Genomic DNA, 24,674 nt, shown 5'->3' on the forward strand with positions numbered 1-24,674 from the left:
TTTGTAGGAACAGTTGTTGTACTGTTTGTAGGAACAGTTGTTGTACTGTTTGTAGGAACAGTTGTTGTACTGTTTGTAGGAACAGTTGTTGTACTGTTTGTAGGAACAGTTGTTGTACTGTTTGTAGGAACAGTTGTTGTACTGTTTGTAGAAGATGAAACCTCAGTAGATTCAGTATCTTCAGCTGGTGTAGAAGAAGATGAGGTTGAGCCTACTGAGGCATCAGGGTTAGATGTTGAATCCTCAACAGTTTCTGTATCTTCAGCTGGTGTAGAAGAAGATGAGGTGTTATCTGTCGAGGCAGTTGGTTGAGTAGAAGATGAAACCTCAGTAGATTCAGTATCTTCAGCTGGTGTAGAAGAAGATGAGGTGTTATCTGTTGAGGCAGTTATGTTATTTTGAATTTGTTCATCCATGTTACCAGTATCAGCATAAGCTTCAGGCCAGTAAGTAGATGAAATAGAATATGGTGTTACAACAACTGTTGATAAGATTATGACAATAAAAATTAAAGAAAGAAAAGGACGAATTTTTTCAAATTTAAATTTAACATCTTCAAGAAAAATTAACAACAAGAAAACAAGTGGAGTAAATATGACAATAACAAAAGAATCATCTAAAAGAAAAGATAGGTCAAAATTAGAAACAGAATAAATTATGAGTGAATTTTCTTTTAAATTATTTATAGATTCTATAATATTTTGTCCAGAGATATAATCTGAAATAAGGTTAAATGGATCAGCAAAGAATGTTGTTTGTATAACATTTGAATCAATTGAAATTAAATCTGTAGATTGTTGTTGATATAAATTATCAAGATAAAGTGATTCAATTTTAGTATTTTTTTTTCTATCATCACGAAGTTTGTCTGTGTGTAAAATTCTTTCAGATGATGGTTGTGATTGAGCTACAACATAATCATAGTGAATTTGTTTATCAGATGTTGATGAATGAACAGATAATTTTTCATCAAGATGAATTGATTTTGTTGTGTGATCTGTAATAAAAATAGATACACTTTCAATTTGTTTTTTTCTTGGAGAATCAGATGACAGTCCTAAAGTCTCATCAAGGTTTATAGAAATTGATTGGGTTGTTTGTGTAATTTGTTGATCTGTTGATTCAATATTTGATAAATCAACTGGTGTAATGTCTGCAAATCCAATTGGTAAGCTGGATGTTGCCAACAACAAAATTGCAATAAAAGATAGAAGAGTTCTCAATTAAAGAAATCCTCCACGCAAATGTTTGCAAAAACTTCTTGGTGTAGAATTTGATTTGCAAAAATTTGGTGTAGAGAATTCTCTAGGGGGTCCAAAAACCAATTAATGCTATCCATAGGATAGTCTAAGGTAAACACCTCATCTTCTTCTACACCAATAAAAAATGATTCAAAAAAAGCGATAAAGAAGGTGGAAATGTACTCAAAAGACCGATTCCATGATGGAAATTAAGATGATACGTTGATCCAATTTGGATCTCTGATTTTTGAAGAATTTTTGATAAAAACAGAAAAATTAGATCTCAAATTTTGAATTATAATAATTTCTGATAATAATATTTTTGTATAAAAAATAAAAGAATTATTTTTTAGAAAATAAAATGTTGTAGTAAATAAAAATTATTTAGTATTATAATGGAATGATGTTTGAATCACCATATTCAATTTTTATTATTTGACTTTGTCCAGCTGGTAAAGCTCGTACATAATCATCAATAGGTATACTTTTTGCAATATCTTCTTCCAACTTGGAAAATTCAAGTCTAATTTTTTTAGCAGTATCAACCATTGCAGAACCATGTGGTTCAATAATTACATAACAAAGAGAATATTTTTTAATCGGTTCAGGAGGACCACATGTCAAAACATAATCATCATCTAGTCGAATAATCCCTACTGCCAATCTTAGAGTATTTGATTTTATAAAATTTCTTTGTCCTTCAATTGTAAAAGATCCTTTTGGTAAAAATTCTCCACTTGGCGCTGCTTTTTTTACTTGTTCAGGATGAACCCAGTAAGCACTCACTCCATACAATCCTTCTCTCCAAGCTCTGCTAAAACAAACTGTTGCATGTGCAATTTCATTCATGCTTGTATCAGTTGCATGTTCTGCATCTTTTAAAATAAAAAATGGTGAACCAAAAATATCTCCATGAAATATTTTGTCATTTTTATCTAAATGCTTTCTAACTACAGCCGAATTGGATGCAGCATCACGCCCACCAACTGTAAGTGATCCATCAGATGTAAAAAACCATCTATATCTTTCATACCAATTTTTTTTTCTAATTTCTGTAACCACAAACAAATCTTTTTCAGCTTCTGTTTTATTTTGAAACCGTTCTAATTTTTTCTCAGTTTTTTCTTTTATTGATTGAATCGATTTTATTGCACCTGATTGTTTTTTTGCCTCATTAAATAATACCGAAGCAATTGATTGAAGTTGAGATTGAGTGTTTATCTTTATTTTTTCATCTTGAACTATAATTAATGAAATTCCTTTTTCATTAACTAATTTTGCATTGTTATTTGCTAAAATTTCTTGTGCTAAATTATCTTCAATTGACATTATTCCTTTTGATATCATTTCATAAAGAGAATTAGCAATATTTGTAATATTTTTTGATCTTTCTATGACAGTTTCAATAGCTTTTTCTTGTTCAGAAATTTGTGTTTGTAATTCTTTAATTTTTTTATCTGAACCGCTTGATTGTACAGATTTTCCTTTTTCTATAATATTTTCAGTAAAAACAGTATCCAATCCTTCAATGAAACTATTAGCTGATGTTACTTCTCCTTCTAATTTTCCTAATCTTAAAGGAAGAACCTCTGTTTTTTCATTCTTGATTATTACAGTTTGATGATTTCCAGAGACTATATCTAAAACAATTTTCTTTATAGTTTCAAAAATTTTCTTTATTTCTTCATCTGTAAGTAAATTACCAATTCTTTTTCCATCAATTTCTGTAATTTCAAAAACAGCTTCAACATATTTTTTTGGCAGACCTAAAGTTCTTCCAAACCATTTTGCTGCCATCAAATCTGTTGTTTTAAGTTCATCAAAATCAGATTCTTTTAATTCAAAAATATCCAGATTGCTCCCTGGTGGTTGAACATATTCTAAACCTACACCTAATTTTCTATGTCTTACATCTATTGAATGTTGTAATGCGAGTATTTTCATTTCATTGTTACATAGTAAAATATTTCCATCTCCAAAAAATTCTCCAACTAAAACAAGTTCCTTTCCAAATCCTTCAAAAGTAAAATATGCAATTCTTTCTGCACCAATTTGTTCTATTTTTTTTAATTTTAATCTAAGAAGATCACTTCTTAATCTTTTTAGTAATCTATTAGGTTCCATTTGATCAATTTTTACTTTAGTTAGCCAAACGCCAGATGTCGAAATCATCATAAAAAGATCACTTTTTTCTGTATGATGAAGTTTGAATAGAAGACTATCTTTTGTAATTCCGTAAATATTGCTGATATAGTAGCCTTGAACTTGTTCTGAAATTTGATTTACTAAGTATCGTAATTCAATTCCAGATAGAGTCATATCATCACTATTAGGGGTCTAAAATTATACTCTTGCTTTAATATTCTCAAATTTTGACCAAAGATATTAAACATGGTCTGCTTGAGTCACGCTAGAAAATTAGTTGGCAAAATTCAAAAAGAAAAAATCTGAACCTACAGTAGACCCTAATGATTCAAAAAAGGAATCAATAGATGATGTTACTGTAGATATTCCAGAAACAGAAAAATCAGAATCTATTCCAGATACTCCATTGGGAGATTCACCAGTAAGTATTGCTGAAAAAAGTGAAAAAGATAAGAAATTAAACAAATTATTTTGGATGCGTGTTGCTTTGGCTATAATTGCTGGAACTGCAGCAACTTTCATCTTTGAAGATATAGAAGGTGAAGATAGAAGATGGGCATCAATTGGATTTATGATTGTAATATTTTTTGCAACAATAATAGTTGCAAAAGGAATGAAAATGCAGTTACCATCATCGGATAAGAAAAAAATTGTTACACAAGCTATTGGTAGTTATGTTTTCTTGTACTTGTTTTCATGGATTGTAAGTTATACATTAACTCATTTAGGAAGTGTGACTAGTGGAATTAACATCTAGTTTAAAAATTAAAAAATGGTAATAGTAGATGTGGAAATTTAAAACACCAGGTATTCCTGATGAAGAATTTGAGAGAGCAGAAAAAGTTCCTATCACTAAAGAAGAAATTAGAGTTATTCAAATTAGTAAAGCCAGATTAAAACCAGGACAAATTGTTTATGATATTGGATGTGGTAGTGGATCTATATCCATTGAAGCTGCATTACAAATAGAATCATCAGGTAAAGTTTTGGCAGTTGATTATGATGAGAATGCTATAGAATTAACTAAAAAGAATATTAAAAGATTTGGTCTATCTAATATTTCAGTAATTTATGGCAATGCCAAAGAAAAAATTTTAGACCTTAAAGAAGCTGACACTATTTTCATTGGAGGAACAGGTAAAGACACTAAAGAAATAGTTGAGATCTCACAAAATAAATTAAAATCAGGAGGCAGAATTGTAATTGGGATAATATTGATTGAAACCCTATATTCTGTTTTGCAAGTACTAGAGAAATTACAGTTTGAATCTGTTGATATTACTCAAGTTACTGTATCTAAAAGTAGAAAGACCAGTACTGGAACCATGATGCTTGCAAGAAATCCTGTGACTATCATATCTGCTACTAAAATCTAATCTAGATTTTTAATTAGGAAGAAAATCATACTTTTCATGCCCGGATTAATTGGAATTGGAGTAGGTCCTGGGGATGTAGAACTACTTACTGTAAAGGCTGTCAAGGCTATTCAGAATGCTGATATCATAATGTGTCCCGCTTCAAATGAAGACAGACCAAGTATTGCATTTGCAGTTGTTTCACCCATAATTGATAAATCAAAAAATCAAAAAATTGTAAAGCTAATCTTTCCAATGACAAAAGACAAATCTGTTTTAGAAGCTACTTGGAAGAAAAATGCCAAAATAATGGCTGAAACTGTATTAACTGGAAAAAATGTTGTATATCTTACTGTAGGTGATCCTTTCTTGTATAGTACATGGATCTATATGCATAAAGATCTAAAAGAAAATTATCCTAATATGGATATTACAGTAATTCCTGGAATTGTTTCCATGTTTACATTTGCAGCTAAAGTTGGTGTAAGTGTAGCTGAAGGTGCAGAAAAAGTTGCAATTATTCCTTCTTGTTATGATTTGTCAAGTGTAAAAGAGATTGCAAAACATTCTGAATCAATGATATTTCTTAAAGATGGAAGATACTTTGACAAAGTTATCGAGGTTCTCAAAGAATCTGGATTTCCAGATAATTCCATCTTTGCAATTGGGCAAGATCTTGGAACAGAAAATGAAATTATTCGAAAAATGACATTAGGTGAAGTAAATGACGATACATTAACTACAAAATATTTCTCAATATTGGTGGTAAAACGTGTCTGAGGTTTTTTTTGTTGGCTGTGGTCCAGGCGATCCTGAACTAATTACTGTAAAAGCTAAAAAATTAATTCAAAAAGCAGATGTTGTTGTATATTCAGGTTCTCTAATTCCTGATCCAATTTTAAAATTATGTAAAAAAGGAAAGTTGTATGATGCAGCTAAATTAGTTAGAGAGGAAATTTTTGATTTACTTTACAAAAATGCAAAAAAAGACAAACTCGTAGTTAGGTTACATGATGGTGATCCTTCAATTTATGGTGCAATAAAAGAGCAGATTGATAATCTTGAGAAAAAAGGAATTAAATCAATTGTTGTACCGGGAGTTACTGCATTTTTAGCCTCAGCAGCTGCACTTGGAATGCAATTAACACTTCCAGGGGTTACTCAAACAATTATTGTAACAAGGGCAGAATCTAGAACTAAAGTTCCAAAACGTGAAAAAATTTCAGAACTTGCAAAACATAAAGCTACATTGATTTTTTATCTTAGCATACAACTAATTTCTAAATTAGTCACTGAAGCAATTGAAGGTGGATATAAAAAATCTACACCAGTTGCAATTGTTTATAGGGCAAGCTGGCCTGATCAGAAAATTATCAAAGGAACACTAGGTGATATTGCTAAAAAAATTAAAGAAGAAAAAATCACTCGCACTGCAATTGTAATAATTAGTGATGTAATAGATCCTAAAACATACGAATATTCTAAACTATATGATAAAAAATTTAGTCATGGTTATAGAAAAGCTAAGAAGGAAATGATTTAACTTTATTTTTAATTCCTATTTTATTTAATTTTACTTGAAATACTTTAGTATTTCCCGTTACAAAAATTTTTAACGAATTTTTTTTGGATTGATTATTTCTAATCTTTAAAAAAATTTTTCCTGCAACCATATTAGAAGGATCTATAAAATTAATTTTTGGATATTGTTTTTGTAATAATGGTTTTAAAAATAACAAATGAGTACTAGAAAGTGTAATTGTATCAATTTTATTTTGAGACAAGACATGATTAAGAATTTTTTTAATAATTTTCTGAGAATATTCTTTATTTGAAATAAATTTTCCAGATTCTACCAAAGATACTAGTTCTGATCCATTTATTTTAAAAATTTTAAAACTTTTTGGAAAATTATTTTTATTGATATATTGTGTTAACCCTTTGCTGTTAATTGCACTTTTTGTTGCTAATATTCCAATTTGTTTTGTTTTAGATTGTTTTTTAGCTTCAATTAACGGTGGTTTTACATCAATAATCTTCTTTGCTGTTACATTAAGCATTAGACTAGGTGTATTTGATGCAACAACTATGATGTCCGGAGAGAAAAATTCATGTAATGTTGTAATTGATTTTTGAATTATTTTTGATAGTTGAGCCTGTGATTTTTCTCCATATGGAAAATTTACCTGGTCTGCAAAATAGATTATATCTGACTTGGATATTTTTTGAATTGCCTTAATTATTGACAATGAGCCTAGACCTGAATCAAAGACCACGATTTTAGCCATGATTTTTCATAAAATTTGAGAGTAATGTTTGTTAGCTAAATTTAGTCAAAAACTGATCTAAATTTACACCGTTGATTAAGACTAAATTTCTAAATTCTCTGTCATGCCAAACTTCGATAAGACTTGGGCTCATCAAGAGACCCAAAGCGTAACTGGCAAACTACGTGATGCAGTAAAGCCTGAAGGTGCATTAAAGCCACGAATTCAAACTGCAGTGAACAAACTACAAGTCCAAATCTCAAAAATGGACTCTATGTTAGGTAAACTGCACGAAAGAGATGCGCAACTCTTTCAGAGAGTAGTGACTGCAATGCAGCAACATGATACTAGCACAAGTAGAGTTTTGTCTAACGAATTAGCTGAAATTCGTAAAGTTACAAAGATGCTCGGCAACGCAAGAATGTCATTAGAACAAGTCCAACTAAGACTGACAACTATTCATGATCTTGGTGATGCTATGGTAGCAATTGGACCAGCAATGTCTACAATGAAGGGATTGAAGTCATCGCTAGGAAGATTCATGCCAGAAGCTGATTCAGAATTGAACAGTATGACCCAGACACTTAATGGACTAATGATGGATTCACTTGCAGGAGACTCATTTAGTATGGAGTCTGGTGCTTCAAGTGAAGAAACAGAAAAGATTCTTCAAGAAGCATCTGCAGTAGCTGAGCAACAGATAGGAGACAAATTCCCATCTGTACCATCTTCAACTGGACTTTCGTCACAATCCTCTACTTCTACCTTTGAGTAGATTGATTTAGACGAATAGTTCTTCTTTTTGTTTTAATTTTTTAAAATAATCTAAATAAAAATTCAAAGTTCATAAATTAATTAAATTTTAAAAAAATGCTATTCATTCTTCTGCACTATCAATATGATATGTACATATTATAACATCTTGATTTACAGGTACAAATGAAGTAGTTCCAGGAGGATTTATTGGAATTCCATTTTGTGTGCATGTTTTACTTTCCACATAATAACCACTTAGGACAACTGGCGATACTGCATAACTATCACCAGGAATTAGATTGAGAGGGCCTAAAGAGCCATCATTGAGAATAGTAAGATCAATTTGACCTGATTGGGAATCAGTTGGTGAATCATTATTTATTATATTAAAATCAAAGATGTTGTTTTGATTTGTAAATAATAGAATTTCCAAAGTTGCAGATTCTGTATTATAAGTATCAACAAATGTACATATTATTTTATCATTAAAGTTTCCTGTAAAGCTAGTAGTACCTAGAGGAGTTATCGGAGTACCGTTACGTGTACATTGTTTACTTGTCAAAACATAACCATCTAATGGTGTTTCAGATACAGTGTAGCTATTGGCAGCGACTAAATTAAAGGCGTTTGTAGCACCAGATTTGTTGGTTGTAGTGATTGATTTTGTTTGATTAATACCTGAATTATTGTTTGTTACATTAAATGAAAATATGTTATCTTCATCAGTATTCTTTATGATTTTAAGAGTTGGAGGATCATTAAAGTCATTGGTAAATGTACATACTATATTTTGATTAGAATTAGCAATAAAGGTAGTAGTACCTAGAGGAGTTATCGGAGTACCGTTACGTGTACACTTTGTGGTTTTCAAAACAAAATCATTTAATGGTATTTCAGATACAGTGTAGCTATTACCAGGGACTAAATCAAAGGCGTTTGTAGCACCAGTTTTGTTGATTGTGGTGATGGTCTTTGTTTGAGAAGTACCAAGATTGTTGTTTAGTATCTTAAATTCGAATGTGTCATCCTTATCTGTAATCTTTTTAATATTAAGGGTTGCAGACTCTTGGAAGTCATTGGTAAATGTACATACTATAACATCATCACTATTAGCTGTAAAAGTAGTTGAAATTGTAGAACCATTACGTGTACAAATTTCATTTGTTAAAACATAACCATCTAAAAGTTCTTCAGATATTGTATAGATATTACCAGATGTTAAAATAATTGGATTGGAGGTACCTAATCCAATATCAGTACCACCGCCAGTACCACCGCCAGTACCACCGCCAGTACCACCGCCAGTACCTGAAGTAGTTATTTGCACAGATGTGTTTTCTGAAGAATCACTACTAACTATATTAAAATTAAATGTATTGTCTTTGTCTGTATTCTTTTCAATAATTAAAGTTGGAGGTATTGGTTCTGGAATACAATCATCACATGTTGTAACTATAGGATCAAATGGAATTTGAATTTCACCCGAAAGTTTTCCACCAAAATGACTCTTTCCAACAATTAAAGATATATCTCCATTACCTAGTACAGATTCAAATTCTCCTGTTCCTCCAATAATCACAAATTCCAAGTCTCCTTTACCTAAGAATTTTTTTCCACAGATATCTCCATTAAATTCAACGTCAAACGTATTACCTTGTTTAAAATCAAAGGTTCCATTGCCAGAAATTAAATCACATTCATCGTGAGTATTTTGAATCTGGAATGTTCCAGTACTTTTTACCTTTTTGAATTTGTCCTCACCGATAATAAAATGACCTAATGTTGTAAATTCTTTATTTTGGTTGTATTTATCGTCTTTGGATTTGTCTTTATCGTCTTTGGATTTGTCTTTATCGTCTTTGGATTTGTCTTTATCGTCTTTGGATTTGTCTTTATCGTCTTTGGATTTGTCTTTATCGTCTTTGGATTTGTCTTTATCGTCATCAGTTTTAATTTCTTGATGTTTGCCAACAAATACACTAGAAATTTGTTCTACTCCGTCTGGTTGTCCAAGAAGAGTTTTTCCTGATGGAATGTTATAAATTGTATTTTCAAATGTGACTTGAATGTTGTTTGGTCCAATATTTGTTAGTGCATATTTTTCAGAATCAAAAACTATGATATCACCAGTTGTTAAAATTGCAGATAAGATAGAATCATCATTTGCTGTAAAAACAGGTTCAACTGTACCTGATAAAACTTCGATTGTTGTGTTATTACAAATGAGTTTTACTTGATCTAGTGAATCAATTGTAAATGACGTGTTATCGCATACATTAACACTGGAATTTGCAGATGAAGAAATTTCCATTCCGCTTAGAGGATCACCTGAAACGGATATAGAGTCAAATCCATCAGTAACTGTTCCATATGTAGAGCCAATAAGAAAATCAAAATTATATGAGGAAAATGCTATAGAATCTGTTTTCATGTTGGCAGGAAGATCTGAAAGAGCAGTATTTCTAGTTATGAGATTTGAGGATGTTATTTCGGCAGTTAGTGGATCAATAGTTACCAAAAATATGTCAGTCGCTGTTGCTTGCTGTCCTTCAGAACTACAGTCAAATGAAGCATAAAGTGTTCCTAATGAATCAAAATCCATTGCCCCAGATTTACAGTTTTGAAAGTCAGGAGTCCACAATCCAATTTGAGTTCCTATTCCTGTTAGTGGATTTAGACTATACAATCCATCTTGATTCCCAAGATAGATTGTTCCATCTGAGCTTACTGCCAATCCATTTCCGACAGAAGTAGAAATGCCAGTACTTTTTGTAGATATTATTTGTCCAGAATTTAGATCAAGTTTATACAAGTTTAAACCATTTGGAGATTTCTTTTTCACGCAGTAAAGATTTCCGTCAAGAGCAAAAGAAATATCATGACAATAAAGATCATCAAACCCATTTATTCTTGTAACAAGGGTATTTGCTTCTCCATGATTTATGAGGAAGGATATTTGAGAAATTCCTGGATCACTAGCTCTTTTGTTTCCTGAAGATGATGCAATCAATTTTCCATCTGGTGAAAATGCTAAACCACTAAGTAATCCATCAGAACCTTTGTCTAAAATTTGAGTTTCAATTCCAGAGGTTTTGTTAATGATAGAAAATTGTGTAGGATCATCGCTTTTAGCAGAAGCAACAACTAGTTTTTCTGCAAACACATCATCAAGCGAAAATACTGAAATTAGTAATAATAGAAAAACGGATGATAATATTAGAGTCTGATTTTTTCTCATCTATTGCATTAGTATAGATTTTCATATAAAATTATGCAACTGTAAGTTTTTAAAAATACTAAAAATTCTATTTCCCATTTTTGGGAATTTAGAAAACACAAAATAATTTCAAAATTTAATTTATTTCCAAAGTTTTTCCTTGAAAGTGAATTTTTTATTTAACACAAAATTACTAAATGCAGCAGTAGTAATTGCTAAAATTAAAGCCAAAGGGTAATAGACATTATGGGAATCTACTAACCAAAACACCATACTTAATTGTACAAATGCACCAAGAGAGCTAAACAAACTAAATTTTCCGTATTGTGTAAATAATTTCTTCCTAGAAAAGTCTCTATCCTCAAATGTCCAAACTTTGTTCAAGATAAAATTGCTAGATATGGATGCAGCTATTCCAAAAATATTTGCATAGACATACCAAAAATTTGTCAATCCAGATGCAAAAAGCATTGAAATTGCATAGTTTACAACAAATCCAGACGCGCCAACAGTAAAAAATCTAGCAGCTTTTGAAAGAAAATGTACTGAATTACGCTTTTCATCACTAGTTTTTATTTTTCCATTTTTGTATAATTTCCAGACAGATTTAATGTAATCAAATATAATAGAATTATCTAATTTACTTGAACCTGATTTCCTATTTTCAAAAGTGTATGGAATTTCTTTTATGTTTATCCCTTTAGTTTTAACAAGGATTTCTAAGAGAAGTTTGTATCCTAGTGCATCAAAATTTAATTCTTTAATCATATTTTTTTTAAAAGCAAAGAATCCAGACATTGGATCTTTTGTTTTTACATTCAATCCTTTTTTTGCAATCATGGTTGCAATTTTACTCATAAGTTTTCTCTTAATTGTCCAACCTTGAATATGTCCCCCTGTAATGTATCTTGAAGCTACAACAAGATCACATTGATATTGCTTGAAAGCTTCAATCATTTTTGGAATTATTTGTGGAGGATGTGAGAAATCAGAATCCATAACTACTATGGTTTCTCCTTTTGCAATTTGTATTCCATTTAAGATTGCAGATGACAAACCGTTTTTTGCTGTCCTGTGAATTATATCAATAGTATTTTCAGTAATTTTTTTTAATCCGGAAATATAGTCTTCTACAATTTTTCCTGTTTGATCAGGGGAATTATCGTCTACCACAATTGTTTCAGTGTTGATCCCTTTAGGGATATTTTCATGTATAGATTTTAACATGTTTAGAATATTTTGAGACTCGTTATAGGTAGGCAAAATTATAGAAATTTGAGGATTATTACTTTTCATACCCATAACTAAACATCAAATCAAATGAATATTAATTTACTAAAAAAATTATGCCTGAATAAGATTTGGTATGGATTTATTCTTAAAACACAAGTGAGATCATATAAAAAAAATTCTAGAATTTCCATATTTTACTCTAGTCTGAAGTATAATTATTGCAGATACAAGAAATATCAGAATAAAAGATGAAAAATTAAATTCAGGAAGTGATTTATCAGGAGATATTATATCTCCCCATTTTTCAGGAGATGGAATATCAAAGTGCCCATCTCGGTGAATTTCTTTTGGCCATGAATAAAATGTATTTGTGTTTGCATCATAAACGGACATATAAAATCCATAATTATTTGAGCGTTTAATTATTTCAATTGGAATTTTAAATTCATAGCTAGGATGAGGAATGGTTGTATAACGATCATTTTCATCTGATGTATTACTAATTGCAATAAAATTATCAATAGTGGAAATTCTTTTGAAATGCCCACTTTGTTTACTAATAGAATTACCTTGAAAAACTTTTCCTTGATTTTGACCTAATGCAACCGTAAAACAAAAATCATTATTATCAGGAAGCATATTTTTTTCATTTTTACCATCAATGCAAATTGTCGCTTTATCAGAATTCTTATCTAACGTTTGATCATTTATTGGATCAACAAATACATAGATAAAATTCTCATAGTGAGCTGTTCTAAGATATATTTTTGAACCATCATCATATGATATCATGTTATAGCTAGATGGCTTCCATTCCAAATAATTTGTCCATTTTCCATCAAAAATCACATCATTCATTCCAGATGATTGTGTAATTAGAATCGGTTCAGATATAGCATAAACATCTTTGAGAGAAAATATAATTAAAGATGACATTAACAAAATAGAAATTAATTTATTTAATTTCACAAGTGACCAGATTATGTTGAAATATTAAATAATAAAGCCTTTTTTCGCCAAGTTTATAGACTTGAATCATATGATATTTTATGTGAATAAAGCTATTGTTGTAGGCATTATTATCGGAATTGTAATTATTATCGGAATTGCATTTTCTATTCCGAATGAAATGAAGAATGATGAATTATCATCAGAAAATGAAATTGAATTAGAAGAAAATATTGGTTCAGAAGATAATCTCATAGAAGTGCCTTCAGGTAGAAATTTGACAATAGAATTATCAGAATCTATCGGAATCAAAACTCCTTAGAATATTCCAAAATGGATCCTTTTGTAACGTGATTTTTGCCAAGCTACTAATAATATAGCAAAATAATGATTATCTAATGAATAGATCAAAAACGATTGGAGTGTTTGCTGGCATTTTTGCAATTGCCATAGGAGCAATCATTCTAAGCGGTGATTCTGCTTCATCATTTATGGTATCTGCAATTCCGCAAAGCCAAGATAAAGTTGGTATGCTGGGACATGTAGAGTACACCGTATTAGATGAATCAGGTCAAGTAAAAGCCTACATACAAAACGACAACACAGTCACTGATATGGGATTTGATTGTACTGCATTAGCAATCTTTGATAGTGCAGATAGTTCAGGTACATGTAACAGTGGAACTGCTGAATTCAAGTACATCGCAATTGGAAACCATACACTCGGTGCACCTGACGGATTAGAAACAACACTTGATGTAAGTGGTGGATCTGGTTGTGCAGATTCCACAAATGATGGAGAAATGGCACGAAGATTAGTCAATCCAACATTTGATAGTACTACTGTAGATCAAACAGTTGTTGAACTTCAAACAGCAAGTCCATTCACATTTAAAGCTGGTAATGCTACAGCAGTAAAACAGTCAGGTATCTTTAATGGTGCAACAACACAAGATAGTGAAGGCCGTTGTACCAGTATTGGAACCACTGATATGTTTTCAATACAAGAACTAGCTGGTGCCAATGGAATCACAGTTTCTGATGGGGATAGCTTGTCTGTAAAATGGACAATCACAATAAGTGGAACATAGTAGGAAATTATTGATTTTATTTTAAAATAAAATCAATCGTCTTTTCTTTTTATTTTAATTAAACAATAAACAACGATATTAAAAATTAAGACTCATACTGAAAGAACATAGTAATGTATCAAATGAAATATTTATTTGAGAAAAAATATATAATTTGGAGATTTAGTATCAAGAGATATTTTTTGCCCGTTTTGCAATGATGTAAATTCTTGTTCAGATATTATTACTAAAGGAATGTTGGCAAGTGCACATCCAGTAGCTACTGTAAGATCTGCTTTTGTACAAATCATTGCAAGTGGGGCAGTATCATTTGACTTTATTGAATAAATTGTATATGCCCCAACACTGCTTCCAACACCAGATGGAAATACAAGTATGACATCCTTGATTGATTTTCCAAAAAGTTCATGATTCTTGTCACTGATTATGCCAGTTTTTTTATCGACTGTGCCTAAAAAATTAATTGGATTTTCAGATTTTAAAACAATTCCTTTTACTTTACCTGAAACTAGAACTTTCATCTTGTCTCATCTTCAACTATTTGCAACAATGGCTTTAGATTAACGCCTACACCGTTAGAATTCTTAAGATAAAATGCCCCCTTGATGCTGTTTGTAGTTACCGCATCAACACTGTCTTTACTAATCAATGGGGATAAACATGTGCAACAATCGGCTAGAATCTCACATCCAGCGCGTTCTAGTTCTGCAGTATATCCGATTTTTGCTGATTGCTCCTTTACAGTTCTAGGCATAAACACCATACATCTTTTTTTAAAAGAGCGGCCCTTTAATTTTCCAGCAAGATCAGAAATCTCATCTAATCCCAATTGAGGACTGCCAAGTGTAATGATGTCACCTTTTTCTGCAGTGTTTAGCTCATCGTGAACATTGTGCATCTCTTTTTCATCAAAGTCGATTTTCTCACAATCAGAATCTCCATCTCCAAAGATAAATTTAGCACAAGTTCCAGATGTCCCCATTCCACCACACATTGCTTTGGTTTGTCTTTTATCCATCTCCCCTAGTCCTGAAATATTTACAGATGTATCACCAATTTTTCCTGCAAAAAATCCAAGCATCCCATATGTCAATTCATTTGGATCATTCACTTTCATTCTAATTGTAATGTTTGGAGAATCTTCTTTTCGTAGTGAAGAGTACGGGCTTTTTCCTACAATGGCACTTGCTAATGCACTAAATGCGCTTTCCTTGTTTGTCTTTAGATTATCAAATGAATTTGCATGAATTGCAGCATTGCTTTCTGCAAATGCAACTTGAGTTCCATCTTTTGGAATATCAAATATTTCATAAGGAATGCATGAGAATGAAAGAATAACGCCCATTGCTTCATATGATTTTCTAATTGATAGTTGCTTTGAAATAAAATTCTCATCTAATCCATAATTTTTTACATTGTCAATATCAAATCCCATTGGATTCAAAGTTGTTTTTACTGTAACTCGTGCATCTTTACTGATACTAGATAGAAATTCTTCTCCTGCATCACCAATCGTATTGTAATTTACTCCTGAAAGATGAGCCCACTCTATTGGTACTAATTTGTCAGCGTCAGTTGCCTCACCTGTTGCAACAAGAATTCTGTAGGCCATCTGCAAAGTTTCCCCTTGTTCGCCTTTGAGTGCAGATTCTTCGTCTTTAGTTAACTCCAATGGAATTCTTTTGTTATTACAGTTATAATACTTGTACGTAATTTTTCAGTTAGAAATGGAAAAAATACTTTCTGGAATGACAAAGACAATGAATGCAGTAAAGCCTCCAAGAATAACTGCACTAAGAGATCTTCATGATGCAGAGACTGGCCCGTTCAGTATTTTAATTGGAACCATACTTTCTGCAAGAACAAAAGATGAAGCTACAACAAAGGCAGTCAAGGAATTATTCTCAATTTACAAGAATCCAAAACAATTATCAAATGCAAAAATCAAGGATGTTGAAAAAATAATAAAATCGATTGGATTCTTTCATGTAAAATCTAAAAGAATCATCGAGGTTGCAAAAATTATCGATAAAAAATACAAAGGCAAGGTTCCAGATGACCTTGATACTTTGGTACAATTGCCAGGAGTTGGAAGAAAAACTGCAAATTGTGTTCTTGTGTATGCATTTGAAAAACCAGCAATTCCAGTGGATATTCACGTTCATCGAATTTCAAACAGATTGGGTTTGGTTGAAACAAAAAATCCCGAAGAAACAGAACAGGAATTAATGAAGAAAATCAAAAAGAAATACTGGATTGACATTAATGATACTTTTGTAATGTACGGTCAGAATATTTGCAAACCAATTTCACCAATGTGTGACGTATGTCAGATTAAGAAAAATTGTAAATTTTATAAATCTAAGAACGCTTCTTAGTGACAAATAGAGCAGCTACAAGTATTCCAATACCTGCTGCAACATAAAATGGAAAAAATGCAAATACATTCTTTGCAGGATCACCTGATAGGAATTCCACAATCATGCTGCCAGAGCTTACTGCTGGAGGATCAGTGGAGCCTGCCATTCCATGAACAGAATACGAGTGAATTGCAAATTGGCCTATATCGAGATTAGTGACTACGATTCTAGCCCCGTTATTTACGGTTAGTCCTGCTCTATCAGTGTAAGATATGATAGATTTTGCCTGAGGATACCATCCTCTATCTAAATCGCTATGAACGACAATGTATCCTTCCTTTGGAGTTTGAACTGCTACCCAAAACTTGTTGTCAGGTCCTGGTCCCATTCCGACTTCGATAAGTTCATCATGTGTAGCTTGATCATATAGTCGTAAAACTGCATTTCCTTCAGGGTTTGCATACAGTAGGTTGTTATCAATTGTTACTTGCCAGCTAACTCCATGTACATCATCTAAAACTCTAATTGGTGCTTCACGCAGTACCGTGTTGAATTCATCTGAAGGAATTTCCAGTGTGTCAATGATTAGTGACGGGTTGTTTGTTTCCTCAGCAAATGCAGATGACACAAAAATTCCAGCAAATAGAATTATTAAAAATAGATACTTCACAAGCTAGAACAGATTTGATTGAATAAAAGTCTAATCAACAAATGGCTTTGGATGATCCAAAATTACTTGGGCAACCTCTGGTCTTAGAATGAATTCTGAAGGTGCCTGACCATTTTGAATCATTTCTCTTAGTGCAGTTCCGCTGATTTGCTCTTTCACATCATCACCATGTGGACATGCTTTAGGAGTTGTATATGTAAGACATTTCCTACAGTAAAAGAATGGTGGGAAAAATACCGGAGCAATTTCTAACTCCGGATAGTCATCAAAGATTTTTTGAGCTGCCATCGGATCATAGAACTTGCCGACACCTGCATGGTCTCGTCCAATGATAATATGTGTACAACCATAGTTCTGTCTCATAATTGCATGGTGTATTGCTTCTTTTGGACCTGCATACTTCATTTGGGTGTGTAATGTTCCAAGTTGACATCTGTTTTCTGGATAGTATAATTTTATCATGGTTTCGTAGCACTTTACAATGACCTCATCTACAAAGTCACCAGATTTTTTCTGACCAATTACTGGATTCACAAATACGCCATCACGTGTAGTAATTGACGTTTTTTGTAGCATTTCGTGTGCTACATGCGGTGGATTTCGGGTTTGAAATGCACAAATGGTCTTCCATCCTGCCTTTGCAAAAGATTCTCGTGTTTGGATTGGTGTCAGTCTGTTTTTTCTAATTTCCGTATCATCTGGTCTTTGAATAAGATCAATTTTTCCGCCAACCAGATAATCTTTCATTGACATTGTATATGCAACTCCCGGATGTGATGAATCATTAGTTCCATATACTCCCTGAGCTGCTTTTTCTTTATCAAAAGTAAATGTCTCATCAACATGTAACACTGCAACTCCTGTTCCATCTGGGTTTTTTAATAAAACATCTCGTGATTCTTTCATTTTAGAAGCAGTCTCTTCATCTACGTCAAGTACAATTGGAATGGTCCAGGCTAAATCATTAGCCAGTCTACCACGTGAAATGACACTTTCAAAGTCTTGTTGTCCTAAAAATCCCTCCAATGGACTAAAAATTCCATCTGCAATGTTTTCGACATCGTTTGCAAGATCTTCACTGATTGTAATTGAAAATAATCCCGTAGGATCAACTTTGGTAATTCTGTTAACTAGTATTCCACCATGTGGTTTAATCGAGTCACTTTCTGACATCATAAATCCTCGATCAAGGGTCTATATGAAGGCCACACTCTTTGTTTCCTTCTTGTTCCCACCACCATCTTCCTGCTCTAATATCTTCTCCAGGTTTAATTGCTCTAGTACATGGCTCACAACCAATGCTTGGAAAACCTTTGTCAAGTAGGCTGTTGTATGGTAAATTATTTTTTTTAATATATTCTTGGATTTGATCCCAAGTCCAATCAACAATTGGATTGATTTTTAAAATTCCACCATGTCCGTGATCTAATTGAAAGATTGTAACATTTTCTCGATTTTTAGTCTGATCGCGTCGTAATCCAGTAATCCAACCATCCAAAGTGCTTAACATTTTGTTCATTGGATGGACTTTACGAATTTCACAGCAGAGTTTTCTATTCTCAATGCTGTCATAAAATAGATTCATTCCCTTATCACGAACCATGTCTTCAACTTCTTTTGTGTCAGGAAATAATACTTCAATAGAAATTTTGTATTTTTTACTTACAACATCTATAATATCATAGGTTTCCTGTGGTAATCTTCCTGTATCAAGTGTAAAGAACCGAAATTTAGGATTAATTTTTAGCATGATATCCATAACTGCAGCATCTTCAGCTCCAAAACTTGATGCTTTTGCAACTTTGGGATGAAGATTCTCTGAAACCCATTCTAATGCCTCCTGAGCAGTTTTAATTTTTGAGTTTAAATCGTCTACTTGTTCTTGTGTGAATTTTGTCACATTTTCACTTGGATTATTTGTTTTATATTGATTACCCGAATTGTTATCCTAAATTATAAACAAGTAGAATTCAAAATAGAAAATATGGATGAAATATCATATGTTATAGTTTTTCCAACAATATTTTCAAAAAATAAAGTTCCGCAATTAATTTCAAATATCAAAAAAATTCTCAAAATAAAAAATCAAGAATTCAAGTCGGTTAAACGAGATGGGGGCATAATTCTTGTTGATGCAAATGATCCTGTGTTTGCATCATCTGCAATCAATTTACTTTTTGGAATTGAAAAAATTGCCATTGCAAGACAAATAAAAAACGATTTTGGAAATATTATTTCTGAAATTACTTCAATTGGCGGTAATTTACTCTTAAAGGGAGAAAAATTTCTTGTTAAAGTAGAAGGGATTTCAAAGGGATTTGTCACTAAAGATGTGGAAATTGCAGCAACATCAAACATAATTGAAAAAAAAGCAAAATTGGGAGCTCATCCAGGAACAGACGAAAATTTTGACAAGTTATTGTACACATATCTTACAAAAAACAATGCATACATTTGCATATTTTCAGATAAAGGCAAAGGTGGAATTCCATATCAATCACAAAATCATAAAACCATTTGTGCAGTATATGATGAAGTTTCAGCAGTCTCTTGTTTTGAGACAATCAAACAGGGTTATGACGTAAAGATAATAGTTTGCTATAGACAAAAATCTGAATTGATGAATCTTGCAAAAATTATCAATCAAATTATTCCAAGATTAGTGCAAGACAAGATTGAGCTGGAATTTTTACAACTTAAAATCAGCCCAAATGGAATTAAAAATTATTTAATTTATGTAAATTCAGTATTAGAAATATTATTACAATATTCTAACAGTCGTGTGTCATTGGCATTATCCCCATTAATCTATTCTTCAGATTTTATTGATAATTCATTGAAGCGAGTATTTGGAGAAAAGAAAATTCCAATTTTACCGCTTGCTGGAGTCGATTTTACTTTGTTTGATGATGCAAAAGAGATCGGACTGGAAAGAAATATCAAAAAAATGGAAAAAATGATCACAATATCTACTAATGAAATTCCTTCTTTTTCAAAAAAAGAAGTTGAATCTGCACTTAAAACAAAAAAAATCATCAATATTCAGATAGGTCCTAACAATGTTCACGATATTTTAGATTCTCTTGAAAATCACTGAGAATTTAAACAGCATATTTGGTTTCATATTGTGCTCAAAATAGGAGAATTCATCTATCCATGGGGAAGCGGTCACTATTCTAGAATGATGAGACTAAATGATGCCTTAGGAGAACACATCAAAGAAGAATTTGAAGTTCATTTTTCAAGCAAAGATCATGTTTATGAAAAATTGTTAAAAAAATTTCCTGATCAAAGGGAAAAAATCCATGAAATTTTAATGCCAACACCAATTGACGGGAAGTTTGGTCCAAGTGTTTCAAAATCATTAATGAATTTGTTATTACCAGTTTCAAAAAACCCATCACTAGTTAAGCAAATTATGAATTATTTGAGAGAAGAAAGAAAACTCTATGATAAAGAAAAATTTGATCTTGTAATTAATGATGGAGATATGGGCTCAAACATTCTTGCAAAAAATAGAAACATTCCTAGTTTGTTCATAACAAATCAGTTTAGACCGAAACTGTATAATTCAAGATCATATCTTTATCCTTCATTGATTTTTGTTGCAAAACAAATTGCTAAAGCATCAAAAATTCTTGTGGCTGATTCACCACCACCATATACGATGTGTGAATACAATCTAAATTTCATTAAAGGCATAGAGGAAAAAATAATTTACGTTGGACATTTTACAAATAGTAAAGAAATCAAAAAGGAAAATAAATCAGATCTTGAGAAATTAGTAGAAAATAATGAATTCGGTTATTGGATGAGAACAGGAAACAAATCAACTAATGACGGAACTGGTCAAAGATATGAAGAAGTGTTTCATCAAGATGAAATGAGAAAAGAAAAAAGAATAATCTCACATGCAAGAAATGATCCAAGCATAGATACAGTGTTAGGAAAAGACGGGGGGAAATATTCTGTAAAGGAGGCTTTTGAGAAAAAAATTGACTGGATACAAATTGATATTGGTTTTCTTGCAGAACAAGAAAAAGATACAATTCTCAATTTGTGTAAATATGCAGTTGTCAACGGCTCTCACACGGTAATGGGTGAAATTATGGGAGGAAAGTCAAAACCAATAATTGGAATTCCAATTTATGACGAACACACAAACAATATCAGATGGGCTGAAGAAAAGAATCTGGGCGTACTTGCAATTAAAGCAAGCCAAGTAACCAAAGGCATAACCAAAATTAAAGAAAATTATCAAGAATTTCAGGATAATTTGAATGAATTCTCAAAGAATTTTGTTCCTACTGGAGCAGAAAATTCAGCAAAAATTGCTGCTCAGATATTAGAAGAAAAGAGATAATAGATTATTTTGCTGATTTTTCTTATCTGGCACGCGGGATTTCGATGGGCGAACGGACCGCAAGGGATGATGAAAAAATCCGCGTGTCGGATAATATCGATCAATAGAGATTGTGGGAACGCTTTTATGGAAAAAATTAAGCCAAAACAACAGTGCCTAACTGTCCCGAATGTACATTCCGAGAGAAAAAGAAGATAGAAACAAAATACGTGGAGGATTTTCCAGAAGAAGAAGACAGAAGTAGAGACGCATTATTCAAATTATTTGATGAAATTGACATTCCAATGAAAATGGATGAGAAAAACAGAAGACATTTCATCTGTAAACGATGTGGATTATACGCAACAAGAGAAGAAGTTTCAGATATCAGATTCAAATTAAATCAAAGAGAGAAAACACGTGATGATAAACATGATGACTATCTAGAATGGTGGTCAAAAAGTAAAAAAGAAAAAGCAGAAAGTGCAGAGTAGATCATCATGGTAAAAAAGAAAGAAGATGAAATCCCTGAATGGGTTACTGATGAAATTCAAAATGCAAAATTTAAGAAACCTGAAGAGATTAAAAAATCAGGATATATTCTAGAATTCTATTATGAAGACAATAAGATAGATGTTCAATTGTATGATGCAGTAGAAGATGGACGACATATTGTAACTATGGACGTATCTAAAGATATCAAAATTGGCGATTTGTTAAAAGGTGAAGTTTATGAATTTGTTTTTGATCAACATAAAGCTCCATTAAGCAAAAAAGTGTCTGAATTTTTAGAAAAAGAAAAAGAGATAGAAATGAAGGCAATTTATCAATTTGAATTAAAATCACTAGAATTGTTAGAAGTAAGCTCTAGTGAGTCTGTAGATGAAGATTTAGAAGAATAAAGTTAATCTTTTTTCATAGAATCTAATTGTTTTTTGAAAGCCTTTCCCAAGATAGGATTGATAAAATATGGAAATGTGTTTTTCATCCACACAGCCACTCGCACTATAGACGGAACTATAATTTCTAATCTAGGAGAATTTGCTGCTTTTAGAATTGCTTTTGCTACGGTTTTAGAACTAAGTGAAGTGGGAGAAAATTTTGGCATTTTTTGAAATGAAGGATGATCAAAGAAATTAGTTCTGACCATGATAGGACTAACAACAGTAATTCCAACCCCAGAATTTTTTAATTCATGTTTAAGACCTTCTGAGAATCCCAACATTGCAAATTTTGATGCACAGTATGAAGCAATTCCAGGTAAACCAAAACTTGCAGCTACAGATGCTACATTGACAATATGTCCTGATTTTTTATCCAACATTGATGGAAGAAAACTTTTGATGCAGTAAATCATTCCAAAATAATTTGTCTCCATTTGGGATTCCATATCATCAATACTAAGATCAGTTACAGAACCGTAAATTGCAAAACCGGCATTATTTACTAAAATATCAACTGAATCAAACTTTTCTAAGACTATTTTTGACATTTCTTTTACTTGGTCTTTTTTAGACACATCACATTGACAAACTAAAACAGTTACATTGAATTTTTTTAATTCATCTTCAACTTGTTCAAGTTTTTGTTTTGTTCTTGAAACTAAAACAATGTTAGCACCTCTCTTTGCAAATTCTATTGCAGCATCTCTGCCAATTCCTGATGATGCACCAGTGATTAAAACAACTTTATTTTTAAAATCCACAAATCAGAAAAATTGATTAAAGATAAAGTGGTTTCTATGAAGACTGTGATTTTGGTATTTTGCTCAAGGCTAATTTTACTAAAAGTAGCCATGTAATCACAATTGGAACATAATATGTTGCAATTCTCCATCCAATTACTGCATCCCAAGCTACAACTCCCTCTGAGATTTCAAATGCAAAAGGATCTAAATTATTAATGTAAGCTATAATTCCAAATTCTGCCAAACCAGAACCTCCTATAGTAATTGGTAGATTTCCAATTGCATTTGCACCCATTACTGCCATAATAGAATCAAATGCATTGATAACAAATCCTGTTCCCATTGCAATAATCATAAATGAAATTCCATAAAATGACCATGAAGCTAAAGAAAACAAAAATGAAATTGTAAATATTTTCTTAGATTCAGAAGTTTTTAGATTTTCTCTGCTCATTATACATACTTCCTCCATCCAGGTATTTGTTTTCTTGATTGCCTTTACACCTTTTTCTTTTGCAAATCTTTGTGCAAGATTTTCTAAAACTTTGGGAACTTGGAATGTGTGTTTGGATGAAAGGAAAAACATTACCATCCATAAAGATGTAATAACAATACTCGTTGCTAAAATTACTGCTGCAACCACATATGCACCACTTAGTAATGCAATTATTCCTGCCATAATAGATAACAATCCCGCTGCAAACACTTCAGTTACAATATCCATAATTGCAATCCATGCAGCCTTTGCAGGTTTTACTCCTTTTTTGTGCAAATAATAAATTACAACAAATTCTGCTCCAATAAACATCGGAGTTGTAAATTTGATAAATTCACTGCCAACTCTAACACCGACTAATTTGAAAAATGAATCAAAAGGTCCAAGATATTTTCTTGTAATGTATGCAAATTTGATTCCTTGTAGTCCTAACTTTAGCAACATGGCAATAATTGCGCCAACAAATGGAAATAATCCAATGGCTAGAACATCTTCTATTTGAATATCAAATTGAATTGCAATAATGAAAATAGGAATTAGGGTGATAGGGATAGCTACTAGTCTCCAGTTCATTTGATGATTTTTTTGAGGAATCAAATATGAAAGTTGAGTACATTTTCAGTCAGGAAAAATTACTGCATATAACTAGGCATAGATATTATGCTGAATTGGAGGCTTTATCGGGATTGGAAAGTTCTTGCTTGATTTCTTCAAATAACGAGTCCAGCATATCAAAGTCTGAAAGATTCCTATCTCTGAGTAATTTTATAACTAAATCTTTGAGATAAGATTCTTTTTCAAGAGTAGTTTGATTCACAAATAAGATAAAATTAAATCAGTTAAAGATCAGATGGAATTTTTCCATC

The 24,674-nt window shown here is 31.8% G+C and carries 26 protein-coding genes; 12 read left to right on the forward strand and 14 right to left on the reverse strand.

Annotated elements, in window-relative coordinates; translation table 11 throughout:
• On the reverse strand, positions 1–1,223 hold a 1,223-nt coding region (locus tag ACW9XH_RS02680; protein WP_457759103.1), incomplete at its 3' end, for a hypothetical protein.
• Between the two features lie 408 nt (positions 1,224–1,631).
• Positions 1,632–3,560, reverse strand: a complete 1,929-nt coding sequence (gene rqcH / locus ACW9XH_RS02685; RefSeq protein ID WP_457759104.1) for a ribosome rescue protein RqcH — start codon at positions 3,558–3,560, stop codon at positions 1,632–1,634.
• 103 nt (positions 3,561–3,663) lie between these two features.
• Between rqcH and ACW9XH_RS02690 the strand changes: the two genes are divergently transcribed.
• The 4 genes from ACW9XH_RS02690 to cobM are packed head-to-tail and all read left to right on the forward strand — an operon-like array spanning position 3,664 to position 6,284.
• Positions 3,664–4,143 carry a hypothetical protein gene (locus ACW9XH_RS02690; protein WP_457759105.1) on the forward strand — a complete coding sequence of 160 codons (480 nt, stop codon included), beginning with the start codon at positions 3,664–3,666 and terminating at the stop codon, positions 4,141–4,143.
• A 28-nt stretch (positions 4,144–4,171) separates the two neighbouring features.
• On the forward strand, positions 4,172–4,762 hold the full coding sequence (cbiT, locus tag ACW9XH_RS02695) for a precorrin-6Y C5,15-methyltransferase (decarboxylating) subunit CbiT (protein WP_457759106.1): 591 nt from the start codon (positions 4,172–4,174) through the stop codon (positions 4,760–4,762).
• 36 nt (positions 4,763–4,798) lie between these two features.
• Positions 4,799–5,521 carry a precorrin-2 C(20)-methyltransferase gene (gene cobI / locus ACW9XH_RS02700; protein ID WP_457759107.1) on the forward strand — a complete coding sequence of 241 codons (723 nt, stop codon included), beginning with the start codon at positions 4,799–4,801 and terminating at the stop codon, positions 5,519–5,521.
• Positions 5,514–6,284, forward strand: coding sequence for a precorrin-4 C(11)-methyltransferase (gene cobM, locus ACW9XH_RS02705; protein ID WP_457759108.1), 771 nt, complete (start codon positions 5,514–5,516; stop codon positions 6,282–6,284). Before cobI ends, cobM begins: the two co-directional genes overlap by 8 nt.
• Here cobM and ACW9XH_RS02710 read toward each other — a convergent pair.
• Complete coding sequence (locus ACW9XH_RS02710; protein WP_457759109.1) at positions 6,265–7,029, reverse strand: glutamate racemase; 765 nt, start codon at positions 7,027–7,029, stop codon at positions 6,265–6,267. The two genes, cobM and ACW9XH_RS02710, sit on opposite strands and share 20 nt — an antisense overlap.
• A gap of 103 nt (positions 7,030–7,132) precedes the next feature.
• On the opposite strand from ACW9XH_RS02710, the gene ACW9XH_RS02715 reads away from it, so the two are divergent.
• Positions 7,133–7,783, forward strand: coding sequence for a Snf7 family protein (locus ACW9XH_RS02715; protein WP_457759110.1), 651 nt, complete (start codon positions 7,133–7,135; stop codon positions 7,781–7,783).
• Positions 7,784–7,885: 102 nt separating this feature from the next.
• Here ACW9XH_RS02715 and ACW9XH_RS02720 read toward each other — a convergent pair whose 3' ends face one another.
• The 3 genes from ACW9XH_RS02720 to ACW9XH_RS02730 form a co-directional block, all read right to left on the reverse strand.
• A complete protein-coding gene (locus tag ACW9XH_RS02720; protein ID WP_457759111.1) occupies positions 7,886–11,002 on the reverse strand; it encodes a prealbumin-like fold domain-containing protein in 3,117 nt (1,038 codons plus the stop codon).
• A gap of 120 nt (positions 11,003–11,122) precedes the next feature.
• Positions 11,123–12,277 (reverse strand): glycosyltransferase, encoded by a 1,155-nt coding sequence (locus ACW9XH_RS02725; RefSeq protein ID WP_457759112.1) that lies wholly within the window; start codon positions 12,275–12,277, stop codon positions 11,123–11,125.
• Between the two features lie 99 nt (positions 12,278–12,376).
• Positions 12,377–13,150 carry a hypothetical protein gene (locus ACW9XH_RS02730; protein ID WP_457759113.1) on the reverse strand — a complete coding sequence of 258 codons (774 nt, stop codon included), beginning with the start codon at positions 13,148–13,150 and terminating at the stop codon, positions 12,377–12,379.
• A 115-nt stretch (positions 13,151–13,265) separates the two neighbouring features.
• Here ACW9XH_RS02730 and ACW9XH_RS02735 point away from each other — a divergent pair, with 115 nt between their 5' ends.
• Entirely contained in the window at positions 13,266–13,484 is a 219-nt protein-coding gene (locus ACW9XH_RS02735; protein WP_457759114.1) for a hypothetical protein, read from the forward strand.
• Positions 13,485–13,560: 76 nt separating this feature from the next.
• A complete protein-coding gene (locus ACW9XH_RS02740) occupies positions 13,561–14,253 on the forward strand; it encodes a hypothetical protein (RefSeq protein ID WP_457759115.1) in 693 nt (230 codons plus the stop codon).
• A gap of 131 nt (positions 14,254–14,384) precedes the next feature.
• Here the strand turns inward: ACW9XH_RS02740 and ACW9XH_RS02745 are convergent, their stop codons facing one another.
• Positions 14,385–14,774 (reverse strand): aconitase X swivel domain-containing protein, encoded by a 390-nt coding sequence (locus ACW9XH_RS02745; protein ID WP_457759116.1) that lies wholly within the window; start codon positions 14,772–14,774, stop codon positions 14,385–14,387.
• Positions 14,771–15,925: an aconitase X gene (locus ACW9XH_RS02750; protein ID WP_457759117.1), complete on the reverse strand. Its 1,155-nt coding sequence runs from the start codon at positions 15,923–15,925 to the stop codon at positions 14,771–14,773. Before ACW9XH_RS02750 ends, ACW9XH_RS02745 begins: the two co-directional genes overlap by 4 nt.
• A gap of 55 nt (positions 15,926–15,980) precedes the next feature.
• Between ACW9XH_RS02750 and ACW9XH_RS02755 the strand changes: the two genes are divergently transcribed.
• Entirely contained in the window at positions 15,981–16,631 is a 651-nt protein-coding gene (locus tag ACW9XH_RS02755) for an endonuclease III domain-containing protein (protein ID WP_457759118.1), read from the forward strand.
• On the opposite strand, the gene ACW9XH_RS02760 is transcribed toward ACW9XH_RS02755, so the two are convergent.
• The 3 genes from ACW9XH_RS02760 to ACW9XH_RS02770 are packed head-to-tail and all read right to left on the reverse strand — an operon-like array spanning position 16,615 to position 19,183.
• Positions 16,615–17,283 (reverse strand): hypothetical protein, encoded by a 669-nt coding sequence (locus ACW9XH_RS02760; RefSeq protein WP_457759119.1) that lies wholly within the window; start codon positions 17,281–17,283, stop codon positions 16,615–16,617. The genes ACW9XH_RS02755 and ACW9XH_RS02760 overlap by 17 nt on opposite strands.
• Before the next feature lie 30 nt (positions 17,284–17,313).
• Positions 17,314–18,456, reverse strand: a complete 1,143-nt coding sequence (sat, locus tag ACW9XH_RS02765) for a sulfate adenylyltransferase (protein ID WP_457759120.1) — start codon at positions 18,454–18,456, stop codon at positions 17,314–17,316.
• A 13-nt stretch (positions 18,457–18,469) separates the two neighbouring features.
• Positions 18,470–19,183: a phosphoadenylyl-sulfate reductase gene (locus ACW9XH_RS02770; protein ID WP_457759121.1), complete on the reverse strand. Its 714-nt coding sequence runs from the start codon at positions 19,181–19,183 to the stop codon at positions 18,470–18,472.
• A gap of 84 nt (positions 19,184–19,267) precedes the next feature.
• Between ACW9XH_RS02770 and ACW9XH_RS02775 the strand changes: the two genes are divergently transcribed.
• The 4 genes from ACW9XH_RS02775 to ACW9XH_RS02790 all read left to right on the forward strand — a co-directional run bounded on the left by ACW9XH_RS02775 (position 19,268) and on the right by ACW9XH_RS02790 (position 22,527).
• Positions 19,268–20,380 (forward strand): thiamine biosynthesis protein, encoded by a 1,113-nt coding sequence (locus ACW9XH_RS02775; protein ID WP_457759122.1) that lies wholly within the window; start codon positions 19,268–19,270, stop codon positions 20,378–20,380.
• A 30-nt stretch (positions 20,381–20,410) separates the two neighbouring features.
• Positions 20,411–21,646 (forward strand): glycosyltransferase, encoded by a 1,236-nt coding sequence (locus tag ACW9XH_RS02780; protein ID WP_457759123.1) that lies wholly within the window; start codon positions 20,411–20,413, stop codon positions 21,644–21,646.
• 152 nt (positions 21,647–21,798) lie between these two features.
• A complete protein-coding gene (locus ACW9XH_RS02785; protein WP_457759124.1) occupies positions 21,799–22,119 on the forward strand; it encodes a hypothetical protein in 321 nt (106 codons plus the stop codon).
• A 6-nt stretch (positions 22,120–22,125) separates the two neighbouring features.
• Complete coding sequence (locus tag ACW9XH_RS02790) at positions 22,126–22,527, forward strand: hypothetical protein (protein ID WP_457759125.1); 402 nt, start codon at positions 22,126–22,128, stop codon at positions 22,525–22,527.
• 2 nt (positions 22,528–22,529) lie between these two features.
• Here the strand turns inward: ACW9XH_RS02790 and ACW9XH_RS02795 are convergent, their stop codons facing one another.
• The 3 genes from ACW9XH_RS02795 to ACW9XH_RS02805 all read right to left on the reverse strand — a co-directional run bounded on the left by ACW9XH_RS02795 (position 22,530) and on the right by ACW9XH_RS02805 (position 24,625).
• Positions 22,530–23,330, reverse strand: coding sequence for an SDR family NAD(P)-dependent oxidoreductase (locus ACW9XH_RS02795; RefSeq protein WP_457759126.1), 801 nt, complete (start codon positions 23,328–23,330; stop codon positions 22,530–22,532).
• 34 nt (positions 23,331–23,364) lie between these two features.
• Entirely contained in the window at positions 23,365–24,381 is a 1,017-nt protein-coding gene (locus ACW9XH_RS02800) for a lysylphosphatidylglycerol synthase transmembrane domain-containing protein (protein WP_457759127.1), read from the reverse strand.
• Positions 24,382–24,466: 85 nt separating this feature from the next.
• On the reverse strand, positions 24,467–24,625 hold the full coding sequence (locus ACW9XH_RS02805; RefSeq protein ID WP_457759128.1) for a hypothetical protein: 159 nt from the start codon (positions 24,623–24,625) through the stop codon (positions 24,467–24,469).
• Positions 24,626–24,674: the final 49 nt, after the last annotated feature.

Source organism: Candidatus Nitrosopumilus sp. bin_32a (assembly GCF_054095935.1).

What these genes read in the sequence shown, in the direction of transcription:
- rqcH (WP_457759104.1), bottom strand. Translation starts at nt 3,560, where the DNA reads ATGACTCTATCTGGAATTGAATTACGATACTTAGTAAATCAAATTTCA.
- cbiT (WP_457759106.1), top strand. Translation starts at nt 4,172, where the DNA reads ATGTGGAAATTTAAAACACCAGGTATTCCTGATGAAGAATTTGAGAGA.
- cobI (WP_457759107.1), top strand. Translation starts at nt 4,799, where the DNA reads ATGCCCGGATTAATTGGAATTGGAGTAGGTCCTGGGGATGTAGAACTA.
- ACW9XH_RS02710 (WP_457759109.1), bottom strand. Translation starts at nt 7,029, where the DNA reads ATGGCTAAAATCGTGGTCTTTGATTCAGGTCTAGGCTCATTGTCAATA.
- ACW9XH_RS02715 (WP_457759110.1), top strand. Translation starts at nt 7,133, where the DNA reads ATGCCAAACTTCGATAAGACTTGGGCTCATCAAGAGACCCAAAGCGTA.
- ACW9XH_RS02720 (WP_457759111.1), bottom strand. Translation starts at nt 11,002, where the DNA reads ATGAGAAAAAATCAGACTCTAATATTATCATCCGTTTTTCTATTATTA.
- ACW9XH_RS02725 (WP_457759112.1), bottom strand. Translation starts at nt 12,277, where the DNA reads ATGAAAAGTAATAATCCTCAAATTTCTATAATTTTGCCTACCTATAAC.
- ACW9XH_RS02730 (WP_457759113.1), bottom strand. Translation starts at nt 13,150, where the DNA reads ATGTCATCTTTAATTATATTTTCTCTCAAAGATGTTTATGCTATATCT.
- ACW9XH_RS02740 (WP_457759115.1), top strand. Translation starts at nt 13,561, where the DNA reads ATGAATAGATCAAAAACGATTGGAGTGTTTGCTGGCATTTTTGCAATT.
- ACW9XH_RS02745 (WP_457759116.1), bottom strand. Translation starts at nt 14,774, where the DNA reads ATGAAAGTTCTAGTTTCAGGTAAAGTAAAAGGAATTGTTTTAAAATCT.
- ACW9XH_RS02755 (WP_457759118.1), top strand. Translation starts at nt 15,981, where the DNA reads ATGGAAAAAATACTTTCTGGAATGACAAAGACAATGAATGCAGTAAAG.
- sat (WP_457759120.1), bottom strand. Translation starts at nt 18,456, where the DNA reads ATGTCAGAAAGTGACTCGATTAAACCACATGGTGGAATACTAGTTAAC.
- ACW9XH_RS02775 (WP_457759122.1), top strand. Translation starts at nt 19,268, where the DNA reads ATGGATGAAATATCATATGTTATAGTTTTTCCAACAATATTTTCAAAA.
- ACW9XH_RS02790 (WP_457759125.1), top strand. Translation starts at nt 22,126, where the DNA reads ATGGTAAAAAAGAAAGAAGATGAAATCCCTGAATGGGTTACTGATGAA.
- ACW9XH_RS02800 (WP_457759127.1), bottom strand. Translation starts at nt 24,381, where the DNA reads ATGAACTGGAGACTAGTAGCTATCCCTATCACCCTAATTCCTATTTTC.